The organism is Thermomonas sp. (assembly GCF_041905325.1).
Lineage (GTDB): Bacteria > Pseudomonadota > Gammaproteobacteria > Xanthomonadales > Xanthomonadaceae > Thermomonas.
Map to the genome: position 1 here is coordinate 160,877 of NZ_JAYRLK010000001.1, position 17,241 is coordinate 178,117.

Here is a 17,241-nt window from a genome sequence, read left to right on the forward strand (position 1 = left end):
ATCACCCGAACCGCGCCGGATCGAACGGCGCGGTGGGGATGGCAGGGGCCCGGTCCAGCATCAGGTCGGCCAGCAGCTGGCCGCCGCCGGCGCTCATGCCCATCCCCATCATGCCGTGGCCAACCGACAGCCACAGGTGGGCGTGGCCGGGGGCACGTCCGATCAGGGGGATGTCGTCGCGGCTCATCGGTCGCCAGCCGCACCATTTTTCCTGCACCTCCGGGCCCACCGGTTCGTGCAGGAAGGCCCGGGCGCCGCGCTCCAGCGCATCCAGGCGGCGCATGTTGAGACTGTCGTCGTAACCGGAGAACTCCATCGTGCTGCCCAGCCGGTAGCCACCGCGCCAGTGGGTGACGCACACCGAGGGCTCGATCAGCACCAGCGGCCGCCGGGGCAGCACTGCCGGCGGGCTGTAGGTAATGGAATAGCCTTTGCCGGGCTGGATCGCCTTGCGCAGCCACGGCAAACCCACCGCACGGGCCAACTGCGGTGCCCAGGCACCGGTGGCCAGCACCACGTCGCGGGCACGAATGCGGCCGCGCGAGGTCTGCGCCAGCAGGCCATCACGCCCGTCCTCCAATGCCCGCAGGCGGCACCGCTCGAACACGTGGCAGCCACGCTCGCGTGCCACCCGCGCCAATTCGGCCACGTAATGATCCGGCCGTAGCGCGGCATCGCCGCGAAAGCGGATCGCACCGGCGATGCCCGGCTTGAGGGCCGGTTCCTGCGCCTCGCAGGCGGGGCCATCGAGGCATTCGACATCGATCCCCAAGGATCGCAGCAGGGGCACGTCGGCCAATTCGTGGTCCAGTGCCTGCTGGGTGCGGAAGATGTAATCCTCGCCGGTCTCGGCGAAGCCGCACGCCAGGCCGTACTGCGCCACCCACTGCTGGATGCGTTGGCGGGAATCCGCCAGCAGCGCGTATTTGGCGTGCGCGCTGGCGGCATAGGCGCGCGTGTTGCAACGGCGCGCGAAGCCCAGGAACCAGCGCAGCCGCGTGGGATCCAGGGTCGGCTTGACGTACAGCGGGGCATCCGGCGTGAACAGCCAACGCAGCACCCGGCGCAACGTGCCGGGCCCCGCCAGCGGGGGCGCATGGCTGGGGGTCAACGTGCCGCAATTGCCGTGCGAAGCGCCGCTGCCCACGGTCGCCGCATCGATCACGGTGACCTTGCGCCCGGCTTCCACCAGCGCCAGCGCCACCGCCAGCCCGGAGACCCCGGCACCGACGACAAGGCAATCCACATCGGCATCCACCGCCGCGTTACCCATCGCGCAAGCCCCCTCTCGCCCGCCGTACCACGTTGCTCCGGGTGGCGCGGCAAGCCACTGCCGCCGCGCCACCACGGGCCTGCTCAGTGCTGGTGGCCACCCTCGCCATGCACATGGCCATGCGCAAGCTCTTCCTCGGTCGCCTCGCGCACATCCACGATCTCGATGTCGAAGTCCAGCGACTTGCCGGCCATCGGGTGGTTCAGATCCACGTCCACCACGCTCATGCCCACCTTCTCGACGGTGACCGCGCGCGGGCCGAAATTGGTCTGCAACACCACCTGCATGCCCGGGGCCAGCTTCTGGTCGCCGAAATGCTTCTTGGGAATGCGCTGGGTCAAGCCTTCCTTGCGCTCGCCATAGGCGTCGGCAGGAGTCACGCTGGCGGTGAATGTCTCGCCCGCTTCGCGACCGTCCATTGCCGCTTCCAGGCCGGGGATGATCTGCCCGCGACCGAACAGGATGGCCAGCGGCGCACCCACGTCCCTGGAGCTTTCGATCTTTTCCTGGCCGGTTTCGGCCACGGCATAGTGGAAACGGACGACGCGGTCTTTCTCGATCTTCATGGCTTGCTTCCTGTCGGTGGGGCGCTTGCCGGAACGCATGGATGCGTCGACACTGCGCGGTGATGAAACCAGCCGACTGCAACCAGCGACCGGGCGCGCATTATCGACGCTATGCGGCATGGGCGCCATTGCTGGCCGTATTGGCCGGCTGCGGCGGGCCTGCCAACACCCGCAGCCCACCGCCCGCGGTCGCCACCCCGCGCGCCTGGCCAGTGCTCGCGCCGGCCGACCCCGCCAAGGCCAATGCCGTGTTGATGCGCGCCATCAGCCTGGTGGGCACCCCGTATCGCTATGGCGGCAACACCCCGGAAGGCGGGTTCGATTGCAGCGGTCTGGTGGACTACGTCTTCCGCGACATGTTGAACCTCCGCCTGCCCCGCACCACCCGCGCGCTGGCGGAACTGGAAGGCCCGCGCATCCAGCCGGAGCAACTGGTGGCGGGCGACCTGGTGTTCTTCGGCGACGCCGGCACGGTCAGCCACGTGGGCATCTATGTGGGGGAAGGTCGCTTCGTGCATGCACCCAGTACCGGCGGCACGGTACGGCTGGATCGGCTGGACGGCAGTTGGTGGCGCGGCCACTACAGCGGCGCGCGCAGGCTGCTGTTCTGACTGTTCGTGGCGGGAAAGCGCCACTCATTCATGTAAATGAACGGGCCTTCGGGGCCATTTCCCCGGCTCATGACGCTCCGCCTAACGTTTTCTGAACCCTTTCCCCGGCCATCCGGGGCATAGTCGCCCTTCGTTTCGGGATCATGATGACCGCGTGAAGACAGCCCACCTGCCCCACGGCCATACCACACAACGCAATCGCCGCAAGTTCCGGCTCCTGCTGGTCAGCCTCCTGTCGCTGGCCAGCCTGCCGTTGCTGGCTGCCAATCCCGCTTCCGGCAAAGCCCCCGAGGCCGCACCGGCCAGCGTGACCGCCCCGCCGGCAAGCCTGCCGGCACTGGCACCAGTCGCTCCCGCAGCCATCGCCACCCCGGATACCGCCCCGCTGGCCGCACAGCTGGAAGCCCTGCAAAAAGCCACCGCACCCGCCGGCACCACCTCGCTGGTCAAGACAGTGATGCAGCGTGCCTTCTCGCTGCTGGGCACCCCGTACCGCTACGGCGGCAACTCGCCGGAAGGCGGGTTCGATTGCAGCGGGTTGGTGGGCTACGTCTTCCGCACCATCGGCATCGACCTGCCGCGCGTCTCAGGAGCAATGGCCGGACAGGGCACCCCCGTTGCCAACCGCGATGCACTGGCCGAAGGCGACCTGGTGTTCTTCGGGCGTCGTGGCCACATCGACCACGTCGGCATCTACATCGGCAACGGCCAATTCCTGCACGCACCGCGCACCGGTCGCGACGTCACCGTGTCCAGCCTGACCAGTGGCTACTGGGCGCAGAAATTCATGGAAGCCCGGCGTTTGGCCAAGGGCGACTGAACGCCCGCAAGGGCCTTCATCGGAATCGCTGACGCCGCCTCCGGGCGGCGTCTTCGCATGCGGCTCAAGGTTGCGCTGCGCCGGTGCGATAACGGGCGACGGTCGATTCGATGCCCTTGCTGAGCTCCATCACCTTCAGCGCGTACTCGGACAGCCGCCGGTCTTCCTCGCTGTCCGGTGCCCATCCCGGAACGGCCAGCGGCTGGCCTTCGTCATCCACCGCCACGAACACGATCACGCAATGCGTGCACAACCGTGCCTGATCGGCATCCTGCATCGGGTCGCGGGCGCGCACATCCACGGCAAAGTGCATCGACGTCGTGCCGGTGTGGATCAGCGTGGCCTTCACGCTGACCAGATCGCCGATCCGGATCGGGGCGACGAAACGAATGCCGCCCACCGCCACGGTGACACTGTAATGCCCGCTCCAGCCCACGGCCGCGGCATAGCCGCACTGGTCGATCCAGCGCATCACCTGCCCGCCATGCACCTTGCCGCCGAAATTCACGTCCGACGGCTCGGCCAGGAACCGCATGGCCAATTGGCGTTGCTGCCCACTCATGCGGTTTTGCGCTTCAGAACGGTTGTGCGTACCACACTGACGTAAACAAAATTATATATCTTTGAAAAAACTAATCTTTCCTTGGACTTTTATCCTTAAACCGCGTCGATCCGTCAACTAAGGGACGATTTCGGCTGACCATAACGTCGAGTGTAAACAGCTCTTCGTCTTTGTTCGCTCTATCTTCTGCGGCCCGGCGGTCGCTCACGCCACGCTTGCGCGACCAACTCGGGGGTGATGGCGTCCCGAAGGACGCGTAGCGCGTTGTCAGAATACCGGGGGTGCTTCTGAGATCCAAACTCGAACACCATGACGTTGGCCGGATCTTCGTCTATATGCAGAAAATCACGGACAGCCTTGGCCTTGTTGATCGTCAATCCCAATTTTTCCGCCAACGCGCTGGGACTCCAGTGGTATTTCTTCTGGAGATCCACTTCACGGATGGCCGCCGCGCCCTCAGGGTCATCGCCGGACACGTAACGCACCGCAGGAGCATCAGCGGCTCGGGTTATTCGGACACGAATCGTCGGACCTTCACCTTCAACGTTCGTTGCCAAGGTCATCAGACGTGGGAACACCTGTTCCAGCGGAATGTTGTCTTTAATTGCCTCTTCGATTCGGTCCAAGTCTCGCTTGGATACCGCCACCTCTTCGCTGACGTGAGCCTCCATGGCAAGGAGCGCAGTAATTCGGCCCCTCGCTTCGTCTCGTGCTCTTCGGCCCGGAGCAAGCAGTTCTCGAATCTGCGCGTATTCTCTATTCACTAGCATCAAGAAATCAGGTAGAGGCTGGGTAGACAGGGGCAGCACCCGCACTGGCAGGTTGTCAGCGAGCGTGTCTTCAAAGTGCCCAGTCAGGATTTCGTCCAATACGGTGATCAATGCTCTCGCGTTGATGTAGAGAGCATCCTCTGGAACAACGATCATCCAGTGCTGGGCTTGGTCGCGCATCGCGTCGATGACGCGAATGGCCCCCGCCTGTGTAGCGTTCATCCATCCCTTGGATTGGGCAATGTTCAACGCCTTCTCGATGCCGATAGAGGTCCCCTTTTCCTTCTCGAAGACGTCCTGCCCCTTCTGAACCAGCAATGCCTTGACCAACATTTCGCAGGCGTGCTGAAGCATGAGCAGGACTGACTCCGGCCTTCCGTCGTCATCGTGGTTATTGAACGCTTCCAGCCCTCGCTTCAATGAAGCTATGGCCTTGGCTTTCAGTGTTCTGGCTTCCCTCTTGAGCTTCACAATTGCCCCAACTTTTTTTACTTGCGCCGGATTCTGAGGCGGCTAGAACTGCTCCAGCGTCGCCAACTTCGCCGCGTTGCGATCGCCGATGACGAGCTGTGGACGGGGAAACACTCCTCGGGCTGCACAGGATGACCGAGCCCCCCTGCGCTCAGGGGGACTGAACCGCTTCATCCACGAACCCATTCCAGTCAAATGGCAGCCGAATCAAGTCAGGAGATGAACTCGCGGTTACGGCACCCCACGCGGGATGAATGCCATTGTCAAAGAGGAATCGCACTTCGTCTTCGCCGCTGAAGGTCGTGCGGACAACAGCGGCGCTCAGCGCCAACATTGAGCCGGTGGACTCCATTCGGCTGTACACCTCATCGGGGGTCTTCATCTGCTGAATGAGGTGTGGTTCCATGTATTTAACATCGACCAGCCATGAGCGATGCATATAGCCCGGATCACTCATCGCCATCACGCGATCGAGGAGCTTTCCAACGGTCGTGCCGATTCTTATAGCAGGCATTCCGTGAGAGAAACTGCCCCAATCCGCAGCAGTGGGCTCGACCCGATGTGTCCAACAGAGCGCGTAGAACCTATTCACAACCGCCCCAAGATGGACAGGTTGTCCTGTTTGCTGATCGGTCACGATGACCGAGGCCAAAGGGTTCTCAAGCGGGTCTTTCCAGACATTCGCGCTGGCGAGTGGAAGTGTCAGACAACCATCCTTTAGGTCATCGTCGTAGTACCGCTGCTGGAAGATCCTATAGATCTTCATGCTTGGATCAAGGCCGAAGGAGTTCCGCCGCTGATACTGGTGATAAGTCTCGATATGCTGGGCATCTCTTCCCGCGAAGTCCAAGCATCTCACCTCCTTTTGAGCCTCCTCGAAACTATGGACCCAATCGCGAGCGGAGGCGGATGAAACGCCACTGCTCATGTGCGTTTGGCCTCAGAGGCTTTGACGAGACGCGCGGCTGCCGGATCGTAGGTGTATTGGGTGATTGTCCCGCTCTTGATGCGTTCCACAACTTCGTCAATGACGAAGACGGGGACAAGGAACCATTCCTGCGGCTGCACAGGATGGCCGAAGCGGTCATTGATAGTGATATTCAGACGCGCCGACGAAAACAACTTGTGAAACAGGTTCTCCATCCTCGTTCGGTTGATACCCGCGAGCTTGTAGGTAGCAACCACCTCGACCTTCGCCAGAAGATATGTGGCATCCCGCTCCGCATCAGCGATGCGGGTCTCTACCTTTCCGCCCGTCACGCCGATCTTGTGGATCAGGTCGCGGTGCTGCGCGACATAAGGATGATCGGACAGAGAGCGCAGAACATAGATCGTGCCGCTTTCAACGTCATCGGCTTCAAGCTCGCCACCAAAGGAGAGTTGCCCACTCTCGGGCGAGGCCAGCCGCCGCGCGGCGGGGTCGTTGTAGAACGCTCGCTGGAGCGAGCGCAGCAGCAGATTGCTTTCGGTGCCGTTGGAGAAGATGAGGCGCAGGCGGCGATCCACTTCCCCGGCGGTGGTTTTCAACGGCTCGCCGACCTCGGCGACGTAGAGAGTAAGGCCATCGAGAACGAAAAAGTCTCCGACTTCAATCGCACGGCGGCCCGCTTCGATGGGCTGGGACTGGCGCATACCGGTTTTGACTTCCGCTTGCACGCGCTGGAACAGGGGCCGGAAGGTCTCGAAGTCCTCGCACGGCTTGCGATCCGCGATCTCCTCGGCGGCTCGCTTGTCGGCGCTGGTGCGGACATGGCGTAGGACCGTGATGTCGTCCGCGTCGGCTACGCCCGCCAGCTCGGCGGCCAGGTGGTCGATGTCGATGGCTTCAACTGCCGAAGCGGCAACGGTCGGCGCCCCAGCAAGCAAGCCCTGATGGTCTAGCGGCTCAAGCAAGGCGCGGCAATCCGGGAGCGCGCGTAGACGGTCGAGCCGCACGGCATATAGGCGCTCGAATATGTCGCGGTCTTCGCCATGCTGCGGCGCACGCCCGTGCTGCTCTGTGAAGCGTTGGATTTCCTCGAAGCCAGCAATGACACGCTCCTCGCTGGCTGGGCGGCCATTTTTCTTCTCAGCCGGAGCGAACTCGGCAAGCTCCGCAGCGAGTTCGTCAAGATCGGAGTTACTCATAGCGTCCCTCCGCCTTGAAGCGCATGAAGGCGGCCGCGCCTTCGGCCATGCGTCGCTCCCAGGCATCCTGGGAATCAAGTGCAGGAATGCGTCCGCGCTCCTTCTTGAACTGGACGGCGCGCACGGCCATCTCCTTCGCCTCGTCCGGCGTCAGGCTCGTGCGCTTGGCCGAGATGGCCGCCGCGACCTGCTTCAAGCTGTCCTCGCTCATGGTCTTGGCAAGGATGGCGTAGGCTTCCCCGAAGGGGTTGATGCGGTCGATCAGGTCGATGTCCAACTCGCGCACGTCCATCGCGAAGCGGCGCACGCCGTCGATCAGGGCGGTGTTCGGCAACCCATCGCTCTCGCCTTCGGTGACAAGCCGCTTGGCCTGCTGCGTGAGGTTGAGGGCTGCGATGGCGTGCTGGCGCACGGCCTCCTGATCTTCGGCGTCAAGCTCGGGATACTTGTCCTTGATGATCTTGCCCATGCGAACCTGCGTCAGCTCCTCGGGCACCAGCTCCTCATCGAACAGGCCGCGCTCGATGGTGGGCTTGTCCTGCACGAAGGCCGCGATAACTTCGTTCAAGTCTTCCTGACAGATTCGCGCCGCCTCCTTGCTCTTGGGCTCGGCGAGGCCCTTGATCTCGATTTGGTACGCCCCTGTCTGCTCATTGACACCGACATTGCAGCGGTCCGGGTCATAGCCACCCTCGCCGTAGTTAAAGCCCGGCGCCGGGCCACTGTCGGGGTTCTTGGGCTTGAACTCGAAGCGCGGAGCAAGAACCTGCTCCATCAGCAGGCTTGCCGCGATGGCCTTCAACGTATCGTTGACGGCCTCGGTGACAGCTTCCTCGGCTGCATCCGGCTCGGCGATCAGGTTGGTGAATCTCGCGCGGGTCTTGCCGGGCGCGTCGCGGGTAGCTCGGCCGATGATCTGCACGATCTCGGTCAGGCTGGCGCGGTAACCCACGGTCAGGGCGTGTTCGCACCAAATCCAGTCGAAGCCTTCCTTCGCCATGCCCAGCGCGATGATGATGTCCACATGGTCCCGGTTGTTCTTCTGCGCCGGGTCTTTGAGTGCGGCGGACACGCGGTCACGCTTGGCAGGATCGTCATCGACGAGATCAGCGATCCGCAGTACGCGGCCATCGGGGCGCTTGACACGCTGGAAGCCGGTCGCAGGGTCGATGCCTTGCCATTCGCCCAGCGCCTCGATGATGTGCTCCACCTCACGCATCTTGTCCTTCGTGCTTTCACGCGAATTGACGTTGGGGATGTGGATGATGGTCTTCTCGGCGGGATCGAGGACATTAAGGATGTCATCAACGTAAGGCCCGCTGTAGAAGAAATAGCCGATATCGAGTTGCTTGAGGTACTCGTAGCCGTTGAGCTGCTCGTAGTAGGTGTAGGTGACGGTATCGAACTTCGACTCATCCTGCGGCGCGAGCACGGCCTCGGCGTCGCCACGGAAGTAGGAGCCGGTCATGGCGACAATGTGCGTCTTGCCCCGCGCGAAGAACTGCCCCAGGTGCAAGCCGAGCTTGTTGTCCGGGTTGGCCGAAACGTGGTGGAACTCATCGACCGCGATCAATCGGTCGTCGAACGCCTCCACGCCGTAGGCATCGACCGCGAAGCGGAAGGTCGCATGGGTGCAGACCAGCACCTTGTCGTCGCCTTCAAGGAATGCGCCCAGCGACTTGACCTTGCCGCCGTTGTCGTTGCCTGGCGCATTGCACAGGTTCCACTTGGGTTCGACCTGCCAGTCCGCCCAGAAGCCGTACTTGGACAGCGGTTCGTCGTTGAAGCTGGCACCGATGGACCTCTCCGGCACAACGATGATGGCCTGCTTCAAGCCTTGGTTCGTGAGCTTGTCGAGTGCCACGAACATCAGCGCACGGCTCTTGCCCGATGCGGGCGGCGACTTGATGAGCAGGTATTGCTCGCCCCGCTTCTCGTAGGCCCGCTCCTGCATGGGCCGCATCCCAAGCGCATTGGCTTTGGTCGACGCACCGTTGCGGGCGTAGGTGACGGAAACGGACGGTACGGACTTGATCTTGTCGCTCATGCGTTGGCTCCCGCTTTGCGCTTCTTGCCCTTGGCCGGTGCAGCCGAAGCGGTCATCTTGGTATAGAGGTCAAACAGCTTTTCCAGCCGCTCAGTGTCGTTCTTGAAGCGCCGACCGATGTAGATGCGCTCCAGCACTTCGTCGTTGCGCTCATGGGCGGCACGCAGGTCAGCGGGCATGTTCTCGGGGTCGTACAGGTCCGCGATGGTCGCGGGGAAGTGATGCTCCCGCGCCAGCAGGATGTCCTCCGCGCAGCGCGTGAGATCGGCCTTGTTTTTCTCGGTCAGTGTCGGCACTGGGAATGTGTGCCAGCCGAGAGTGTTTGAATAAGAAAAGTCCATTCTCATGCGGACGCATACAGTAGCAATCCAGACCAAATGCATACGGCTAGCCACGATACCGAGCAACCACGTTTCAGGCCTGTAGATCACCGCAGCCCGATCAGAAATTACTGTCGCATCATCGACAATCCCTACAGGCAGGTACGGGCGGCGTTCGGAAGAAACGCGAGGAACAATCAGCGCGCTCCCAGATCGATGAGGCGCGAAGACAAACCGATGGGGCGTGTCTGCATTCGCGTTCGCCTGCTGCCCCTTACTTTCGGCTCTGAGCTTTCGTACGTTCTCAAACCGCTCACAAATTTCGGACACTAAGCGTGCGTCATTAACTTCCTCATCTTCAACCCACAGGCAGAAGCGTGGCACGCCATTGATGAACTCAGTGGAGCCGACATACGCTCTTATAAACCGAGCAGCTTCGGGGCGTGCCGCAACAAGGCCCTCCTTCGTGGCCCTGTCCAATATCAGGTTACCGCCATCTGTAGGCTTGTTTCCGTAGTCCATCCGAGGCAAGCCATTTAAGGGTCTAGGAGCCTTTTCAACGATGATGTTTCCGACTGGAATCAGGTAAGGTCCGATGCTGTCTACGACGCGCTTTTCATCACCCTCAAAAAGAGTTTTCTTGCTCGAACGCGCGGATGCGATGCCAACAATAACTACAGTCACGCCCGCGTTTGCGGCCGCCAGATTGCTCCAGTGAAAGGGTCGGTAAGCGAAGGATATTTCCAGGCCTTGACCAAAGATCAGAGGCCATAGCATGGCGACTTGCTCGCCTTGACAAATCGACTTAGTGGCGACAAACGCACAGCAACAATCGGGTACGGCGTGAAGATAATCTGCAGCCTTCAAGTACCAAGCGGCGACATAGTCCAAGTCCTTGAAACTAGGCGCGCGACCAGAGAATAAGGCCGCCAAGTCGTCTTGCTGCTCCTTGTCTCTCCATCGACTGCCGAGATAGGGGGGATTGCCACAGATATACGTCTCGCCCCCCTCGTTCTCGAAGTCGATCTCGGCTTGATCTAGCGGCGTGCGAAAAAGATCATCGGCCTGCACCTTCACTCCGATACCAGCTGGCGGGAAAATGCTCAGCCAGTCCAGCCGCAGCGCGTTGCCGCAGGTGATCCAGTTCTCATTGCGCAGTGGCAGAAACTCGGCCAGGGCCAGCTTCTGGCCCCGATACAGCACATCGCACTGATACTCAGCAATGACCAGCGCAAGGCGGGCGATTTCCGCCGGGAAATCGCGTAGCTCGATCCCGCGAAAGTTGGTGACCGGGATTTCTGATGCACGATCCGGCTCGCCGCGCCGCCGGTTGATCTCGGCCTCGATGGCGCGCATTTCCTTGTAAGCGATGACCAGGAAGTTGCCCGAACCGCAGGCCGGGTCGAAGACCCTGATCTTGGCAATGCGTTTGCGCAGGTTGAGCAACATGCGGGCGTTATCATCCGCTTCCTCCAGCTTCTCCCGCAGGTCGTCGAGGAACAGCGGATTGAGGACCTTGAGGATGTTGGGGACACTGGTGTAGTGCATCCCCAGCTCGCCGCGCTCCTCGTCTTCGGCGACGGCCTGGATCATCGAACCGAAGATGTCGGGGTTGATCTTGGTCCAGTCCAACCCTCCGACGTGCAGCAGGTAGGACCGGGCGATCTTGCTGAACCGCGGCACCTCGTCGCCGCCGGAGAACAACTGCCCGTTGACGTAAGGGAAGTCTTCGGCCCACCGGGGAATCCTGGCGGCAGCCCGGTCGTCGCGCTTGGTGTTCATGGTGCGGAACAGCGTGGCGATGACCTCGTGCGTGTTGGACGAGTCCTTGGCGCTCATCTGCGCGACGGTTTCAGTGAAGCGGCCCTTGCCGACAAAGATGTCGGTGTCCTCAGCAAAGAAGCAGAAGATCAGCCGCGCCATGAACTTGTTCATGTCGTGGCGACGCTCCGCCGTGCCCCATTCCGGGTTGTCCTTCAGCAGTTCGACGTACAGGCGATTCAGGCGGCTGGTGGCCCGGATGTCGAAGGCGTTCTCGCTGATCTGGCGGACGGTGCTGATGCCCGCCAGCGGCAGGAAGAAGCCGAAGTGGTCCGGGAAGTCCTTGAAGGCGCAGGCAACGGTCTCTCCGCTGGTCAGGTCTTCGGCCTCGAAGTCCGTGCCGTCGGTGGCGAGGATGAACTTCGCCTTGGCCTTGGCCGTCGCCAGGCTGGCCTTGAGAGCGGCCAGCGTCTGCGTCACCCGCCCAGCGTCGCAGGTCAGGATGTGGATGTTGCTGGTTTGGAGAACACCACCGAGGTCGGACTTGTTCGACGCCCCCGCGCGCAGGCGCTTGATGGTCGTCGCCTTGTTGCCGAACGCTTCAAGGAAGGCATAGGGGAACTCTGCGGGGTCAAAGGGCTGCTCCGCGAGGTCGGTGATCGCCTGTTCGATTTCAACGGCGTTCATTGCCTTCTTCCCGGTGCGGCTTGCTTTGTCGGCCGCCGATCGACTGGCGGGAGGGGCCTATTCAGGAACGCCTCGTCCAAGCCACGCGTGTGCGCGTTGTAAGCCCAACGAACGAACTGCTCGAGAAGGCGATCATTTTCCTGCTGGAGGCGGTCGTTCTCTGCCTCGAGTCGGGAAATTCGTCCGGCCGGCACCCGAACCAGATCAGCCGGATCTCTTTGCTTCTTGCCCGGATTGGCGAGTCGTTCCTTGGTCTTTTCGAAAGCGAGGCGGATGCGCTCATGCCGGTGAAGAGCCTGCCTGGTGTACTTGCTTTGCAGGCGTGCTTGGACCTGTTCAATCAAAGCTTGCCACGACAAAACCCCGCTCCAACCATCCAGAATCTCGACGATGCGCTTGATGGCTTCGTCATCAAGGTTCTTTGCACGTCTCCTAGACATTTTCGATCACTCCTGCAGCTTTCTGCGCAGGCACGCTACGTCGGCCTGCTATCCCTAGGGGACCGCCTTGTCGGCCCAGTTGAACGCAAGTGCCATCGGGCACAGCAGGGTCGTCCATGATCCTGCACAACTGCGTCAGCCGCGCAACGCTGAGTCGGTGATGTTCCAACCAGCGATCGCTTCCGGCGTAGCCAGACGATCGCGCTTGTTCAGCGTGGTCGAGAAGACGTCTGGCCTCTGTAAGTCGCGTCCGTAACCTTTCCGTTTTCGCAGCGTCGCCTTTCACGCACACGAGATCCTGGCAGTTGAGGCAGTCACGGTGGAGCTCGCACGGCGACATCGTGTAGTCGTGCACGCAGAAGCCGATGTCGGTCGTGTGTGCCGTTGGAAAACGCAACCGGCCAAACTCATCCCGTGAGACCGGAAGGTTGACGGGGATCTCGGCCAATGGCCCGAACATCTGGCTCGAGTCGCCGACAGCGTTTCGCACCTTCTCGAGCATTTGCGTCGGCGTGACGTGGTCGTAGACAACGTTTTGTCGTACATCTTTCCGCCCGGACCACTTTGCAATGTCAAGTTGGCTCATTCCTCCCGCTTGCGCCAGTGTGTTCAAGTAGTGACGGAATCGGTGAGTGTTCACGCGAATCTCGGAGCCGTCCGCCTCTCGGAAACCAAACTTGCTGAAGATCGACTGAAAGCCATGCGCTACTCGTGAGCCGAGCCCATTGTTGATTCGTGTGCCCGACACACCTTCAATCAGGCAGTGATACGTAGCCCGCTGCTGGCCAAGCTCGTTCCGACGGACGACGAATAACGCTTCGCTGTATTTCAGCCCCGTCAGGGAATCGAGGATCGGAAAGTCATGTGGCAGGAGCCGCAGTACGGCCTTCTCAACAACTTCGAAGCGGACGCGACCAGTCGCGTCGATGGGTAGCTTGGCATACCGGCACCATGCTCGACCGTCGCCGACACCGATTACGTCCGCCACCTCGTCCAACGAAAGCGATTCCCTCCCTCGCAGGAACTCTAGTTCAGGCTTGAGGTAGATTGAGCCTGGGTTCTGCTCATACCAACGCGCCACCTCCCGGGCAGGTTCTGTTACTGCCCGGATCTTCGCAATTGCCTCTCGGATGACGCCCGACATACTTGGAACGACCCACTTCACCATTGGCTCAGCGCCCTTGCCCGGCCACCAGCGAAAGCCATAAGGAGTGGATTCACCTTCTTTGGCGAAGCCGTCGACCTCGCAGTCAACTGGAAGCGTCAGCACTTCTGCAATTCGATCCGGCGCACCGCACATTATCGCCGCCGCGCTGGAGACGATCACATCGGCGGGCTCCTTTGCCGCTCTGAAAATCATTGGCAATGCGTCAAGCGCCGCCTGAGACGGAAGCTTCGACCGCCGTCTTTTGTCAGCCTCCTCACCGACGCGTTCCGTATCAATGGGGCGAGGAATGAAGTTCACCCACCCGAGCCTCGTGCGAGTCATTCCATGGTCATCGAGAAAATCGGCAAGGAGCTCTAGCTGCTGACCGATCCGGTATGCAGAGGTCTCCGCGTATCGAGAGCCAACGAGCTGCGCTGCGCGATTGAAGGTGGAGGCATCGATGCCCGCCACGGATGACGTGCCCATCTCCTGTGCACTCGCGGCGACAGCCCTCAATGCAACGAGTCGCGTCGAGTAAGCCTTGGCGGGTCGAAGCCCGAACATGTACCGAAAATAGGCTTTGCCGAATGATCGAAACGGCTCAGCCAGGATTTGGTTCTCGTCATTCAGATTGGTGAACCTTGCTCGCTGCCGACCTTTGCCTCGCGCTCTCAAAGCAACGGCCTTGGTGACATCCCACTCGTCGCTCTCGAAATCGAGATCTGCACCGAAGATCGTGAGCTGACTCCGGCATAGCTCAATAAATGCCGAAACGTTCACCTCAGCGTCGATCTCCGCCTTTGGTTTGAAGACGATCAGGTCAGCCATTCATTGCACCCCGTCCGACGGGCTCTCCGTGCAGAGCCTGACAACCTCAGCTACTGCCAGAATCGTTCGGTCGTTCACCGATGCGATTCGCACATCGGTCTGTCCAACAAACCGCTCCCGTTCATCTAGCAGGTATTTAAGGACTGCTTCATGCGGGCCATCTCGCCAGGGCTGGAAGCTACGGCAGGTGTAGCAGGCGATCGGCGCCATGAGCCCGCAGAACCCATGCTTCCCACAGTTCCCCATAGGCTTCATCTCAGGGTGGATGTGAGGACCGCAGATGCGACTGGTCGGATCATCGCCACGCACAGCCTTCGATTCATCATCAATCAGCACCCCTGCGAATGCCTGAGCGAGGGGCGCCAGGTGCATCGCCACCGCACGATCGATCCGTTCCACGATCTGCGGGACTGCCTGCGTGTAGACACCGACATTCTGCGTGTCGTTGTGGTCGAGAAGTTCGGCGATGACCAGTTCGCCGTGACCCTCGATGGCGGCGCGTGTTCCGACAGTTCTGCGGAAGCGGGTTGGGGTGATGTGCAAAGGGGCCCCAGTGCGTTCCGAAACCACGGTCAAACTTCGCATGACCCTGATGAACGTTTCCGCGAGCGAATCTGAGGTCCGATGGAGACGGAAGCCGTGCGGCGCCTCCTTTCCATGCGCCCGGGCGGGAAACATGGGAATGTCGTTTCCGTTCGGGAACTCGTGCGCCAACTCACTTCGCAGCCTAGCGCAATGCCGATAAAGCGGCTCCCCGATTCGAGGTGACAGCAGGCGATCCTTGAACGCGTGCCTCGACGGAACATCCTGTTGTTTGGCACGCGGAATCCGCAGCAAGTACGACGTTGTTCCGTCCGGCGCTGTTATCGAATGAAGGTCACAGACCTTGAGCGCGGCGTATTGAATGGCTCGCTGGCCGAGAAGGACGAACAACTGCGCAAGTAGGTATTCGCTCTCGTCGATGAGCCCATCCTCGCGAGCGGCGCCGAGGGCAGCGCCGACCGCCAAGGTCTCGATGTCAGTCAGAGGCCCGTTCTTCGAGTCCAGAGTCAGGACGGCCTCACCCTTTTGGTTTCCTATCTTGCGCGTGGTCTTGAGGAGTGGAACGACGTCACTCGCGAGGCCTTGATAGCCAAGCGCGTTCCATTTGAGCAGCAGACCGCTGAGGGTGCCGAAGTACCAAGCGCGCCCCTTGGACAGCGACGATCGGTAGCTCAGGAGCATCGCACTGTCGATTCTGGAGATCGGATCAGGGAAGGCGCGAAGGAAGTGCTGAAGCCGCTCGAACAGATTCTTCAGATGCGAGCCGGACTTGTTCTCGGCATACCAGATCAGGACAGATTTCGCCGATTCACGGAAGCGTTGATCGCAGTTGAAGTCGGTGAAGTTCAAGCTCACGTTGATGGCGTTGTCACGGTATGCCCACAGGTCATCGTCGGCATCGAAGACACTTCCATCACGAGTACGGACAAGTCGCCTCTGTGCCTCCAGTCCTGCCTTTCTCATGCCTGCCCCTTCTTGCCAAGCATCTTCTCCTGGAGTTCGAGCGACACAAGCTTCGCCTGCTCACGTACGTGCCGTCGGGTATACGTCCCTGCGGTTCCCGAAGTCTCAGACCATCCCATCAGATACGACCGCGCCTTCCTTTCGGTGTCCTCCGGCACCTTGTTTTGGTCCATCTCCTCGGAGAATCGATCGTTCCACGTATGGCGAAGCACATGAGGGGACAGGTCGTCGGGAAGATCGGCGATCGTTGATCTCAGCACTCTGAAGATCTTCGCCAGAGCTGGCATCGACAGCGGTGCGCCGGTGTCGGTAGCCACGAATAGGTATTCGTGCAATCGCGCACCAGGAAGCGAGTTTCTGACGTTGATAACGTAGTGCCGAGTCGCATCCAAGTTCGCTGCCGACAAAGGCAACTCCCGTCCGCGAGTCTTGACCACCGGCTGATTCCGCCTCGGGTCGCCAGGATCGTCATGACGGCGTGAGATAGTGACGACCCCTCTACGGAAATCCACATCGGAGCAGCGCACGCTGAGCAACTCCCCCCTCCTCAACCCGAGGTCATACAACCAGTCGATCATCACGGCGTTTCGAGATCGCGTGTGGCCGTCAGCCCACGGGTTCTCTGGCGAGTCGGGGCGTGTTACCTCGCGAAGCCTTTGCCGATGGTGGGGGGCGAGCCCCTCTCTCACCTCCGAAACTCCACCACTGGGCATCCTGGCTTCGAGCGCAAGAGCAAAAGCGTCCACTGCTGCTCGAAGCTCGCTACGTTGATTCAGGCTGGTAGCACGGCGATCTAGCTGAAGCTCAGCAAGCCACCGCACATAGTCTCGAACACACTGAAGTCGCGTGGCAGTCACCGCGGCGTTGACGATCGTCGGGGCCTCGTTCCGCAGACGGCTCCTGGCGCCCTCCAAGCTGCGCAGATTGGCGGATTCATCATCCCGGCGGCCACTGCCCCCGGCATCAGAGATCGCTTCTAAGGGCCGCCTGCACGCTTGCACGAGCGCTTCAATCTCATGCAGCTTCAAAACCCCGCCTGCACTGAACCGCTCGATCAGGTCGATGCGCTCACGTTCGAGGAACGAAACAAAGAGCTGCAACGAACGCAGGGCATTGCCGATCGTGTTGGATGCGAGGTTCCTCATCCTCAACTCAGTCACCGCGAACAGCGTGGGGCTGAAGAGCGGAGTGCCCAGTTCATCGACGAGCACTGGCAACCGCTCCCCACTCGCGAACCGGATCACCTTCACTCGATACTCGCTCATCTATTGACGGACATTCATAGGTACTCCCTAGTACAGATAC

14 protein-coding genes are annotated in these 17,241 nt (G+C 61.1%); 2 read left to right on the forward strand and 12 right to left on the reverse strand.

The annotated features are described in order from the left end of the window. Position 1 precedes the first annotated feature (1 nt). Positions 2–1,273: an NAD(P)/FAD-dependent oxidoreductase gene (locus ACE3OK_RS00690; RefSeq protein ID WP_374247590.1), complete on the reverse strand. Its 1,272-nt coding sequence runs from the start codon at positions 1,271–1,273 to the stop codon at positions 2–4. Positions 1,274–1,356: 83 nt separating this feature from the next. Then, positions 1,357–1,839, reverse strand: a complete 483-nt coding sequence (locus ACE3OK_RS00695) for a peptidylprolyl isomerase (RefSeq protein WP_374247591.1) — start codon at positions 1,837–1,839, stop codon at positions 1,357–1,359. Positions 1,840–1,901: 62 nt separating this feature from the next. Between ACE3OK_RS00695 and ACE3OK_RS00700 the strand changes: the two genes are divergently transcribed. Together ACE3OK_RS00700 and ACE3OK_RS00705 are read left to right on the forward strand one after the other, a co-directional pair. Further along, positions 1,902–2,450: a C40 family peptidase gene (locus ACE3OK_RS00700; protein WP_374247592.1), complete on the forward strand. Its 549-nt coding sequence runs from the start codon at positions 1,902–1,904 to the stop codon at positions 2,448–2,450. A gap of 154 nt (positions 2,451–2,604) precedes the next feature. Further along, positions 2,605–3,270: a C40 family peptidase gene (locus ACE3OK_RS00705; RefSeq protein WP_374247593.1), complete on the forward strand. Its 666-nt coding sequence runs from the start codon at positions 2,605–2,607 to the stop codon at positions 3,268–3,270. 64 nt (positions 3,271–3,334) lie between these two features. Here the strand turns inward: ACE3OK_RS00705 and ACE3OK_RS00710 are convergent, their stop codons facing one another. The 10 genes from ACE3OK_RS00710 to ACE3OK_RS00755 all read right to left on the reverse strand — a co-directional run bounded on the left by ACE3OK_RS00710 (position 3,335) and on the right by ACE3OK_RS00755 (position 17,201). Further along, complete coding sequence (locus ACE3OK_RS00710; RefSeq protein ID WP_374247594.1) at positions 3,335–3,832, reverse strand: acyl-CoA thioesterase; 498 nt, start codon at positions 3,830–3,832, stop codon at positions 3,335–3,337. 179 nt (positions 3,833–4,011) lie between these two features. Then, positions 4,012–5,073 carry a hypothetical protein gene (locus ACE3OK_RS00715; RefSeq protein ID WP_374247595.1) on the reverse strand — a complete coding sequence of 354 codons (1,062 nt, stop codon included), beginning with the start codon at positions 5,071–5,073 and terminating at the stop codon, positions 4,012–4,014. Positions 5,074–5,224: 151 nt separating this feature from the next. Beyond that, the gene (locus ACE3OK_RS00720) at positions 5,225–5,839 is read right to left on the reverse strand and encodes a hypothetical protein (RefSeq protein ID WP_374247596.1); all 615 of its coding nucleotides are present in this window, start codon (positions 5,837–5,839) and stop codon (positions 5,225–5,227) included. A 158-nt stretch (positions 5,840–5,997) separates the two neighbouring features. Next, the gene (locus ACE3OK_RS00725) at positions 5,998–7,200 is read right to left on the reverse strand and encodes a GIY-YIG nuclease family protein (RefSeq protein WP_374247597.1); all 1,203 of its coding nucleotides are present in this window, start codon (positions 7,198–7,200) and stop codon (positions 5,998–6,000) included. Beyond that, on the reverse strand, positions 7,193–9,247 hold the full coding sequence (locus ACE3OK_RS00730; protein ID WP_374247598.1) for a DEAD/DEAH box helicase: 2,055 nt from the start codon (positions 9,245–9,247) through the stop codon (positions 7,193–7,195). Before ACE3OK_RS00730 ends, ACE3OK_RS00725 begins: the two co-directional genes overlap by 8 nt. Next, positions 9,244–12,015, reverse strand: coding sequence for a class I SAM-dependent DNA methyltransferase (locus ACE3OK_RS00735; protein ID WP_374247599.1), 2,772 nt, complete (start codon positions 12,013–12,015; stop codon positions 9,244–9,246). Before ACE3OK_RS00735 ends, ACE3OK_RS00730 begins: the two co-directional genes overlap by 4 nt. After that, positions 12,012–12,455, reverse strand: a complete 444-nt coding sequence (locus ACE3OK_RS00740) for a hypothetical protein (RefSeq protein ID WP_374247600.1) — start codon at positions 12,453–12,455, stop codon at positions 12,012–12,014. Before ACE3OK_RS00740 ends, ACE3OK_RS00735 begins: the two co-directional genes overlap by 4 nt. Further along, positions 12,448–14,430 carry an integrase gene (locus tag ACE3OK_RS00745; protein ID WP_374247601.1) on the reverse strand — a complete coding sequence of 661 codons (1,983 nt, stop codon included), beginning with the start codon at positions 14,428–14,430 and terminating at the stop codon, positions 12,448–12,450. Before ACE3OK_RS00745 ends, ACE3OK_RS00740 begins: the two co-directional genes overlap by 8 nt. Then, positions 14,431–15,936: a site-specific integrase gene (locus tag ACE3OK_RS00750; RefSeq protein ID WP_374247602.1), complete on the reverse strand. Its 1,506-nt coding sequence runs from the start codon at positions 15,934–15,936 to the stop codon at positions 14,431–14,433. Further along, positions 15,933–17,201 (reverse strand): tyrosine-type recombinase/integrase, encoded by a 1,269-nt coding sequence (locus ACE3OK_RS00755; protein WP_374247603.1) that lies wholly within the window; start codon positions 17,199–17,201, stop codon positions 15,933–15,935. The genes ACE3OK_RS00750 and ACE3OK_RS00755 overlap by 4 nt, the downstream gene beginning before the upstream one ends. Positions 17,202–17,241 lie beyond the last annotated feature (40 nt).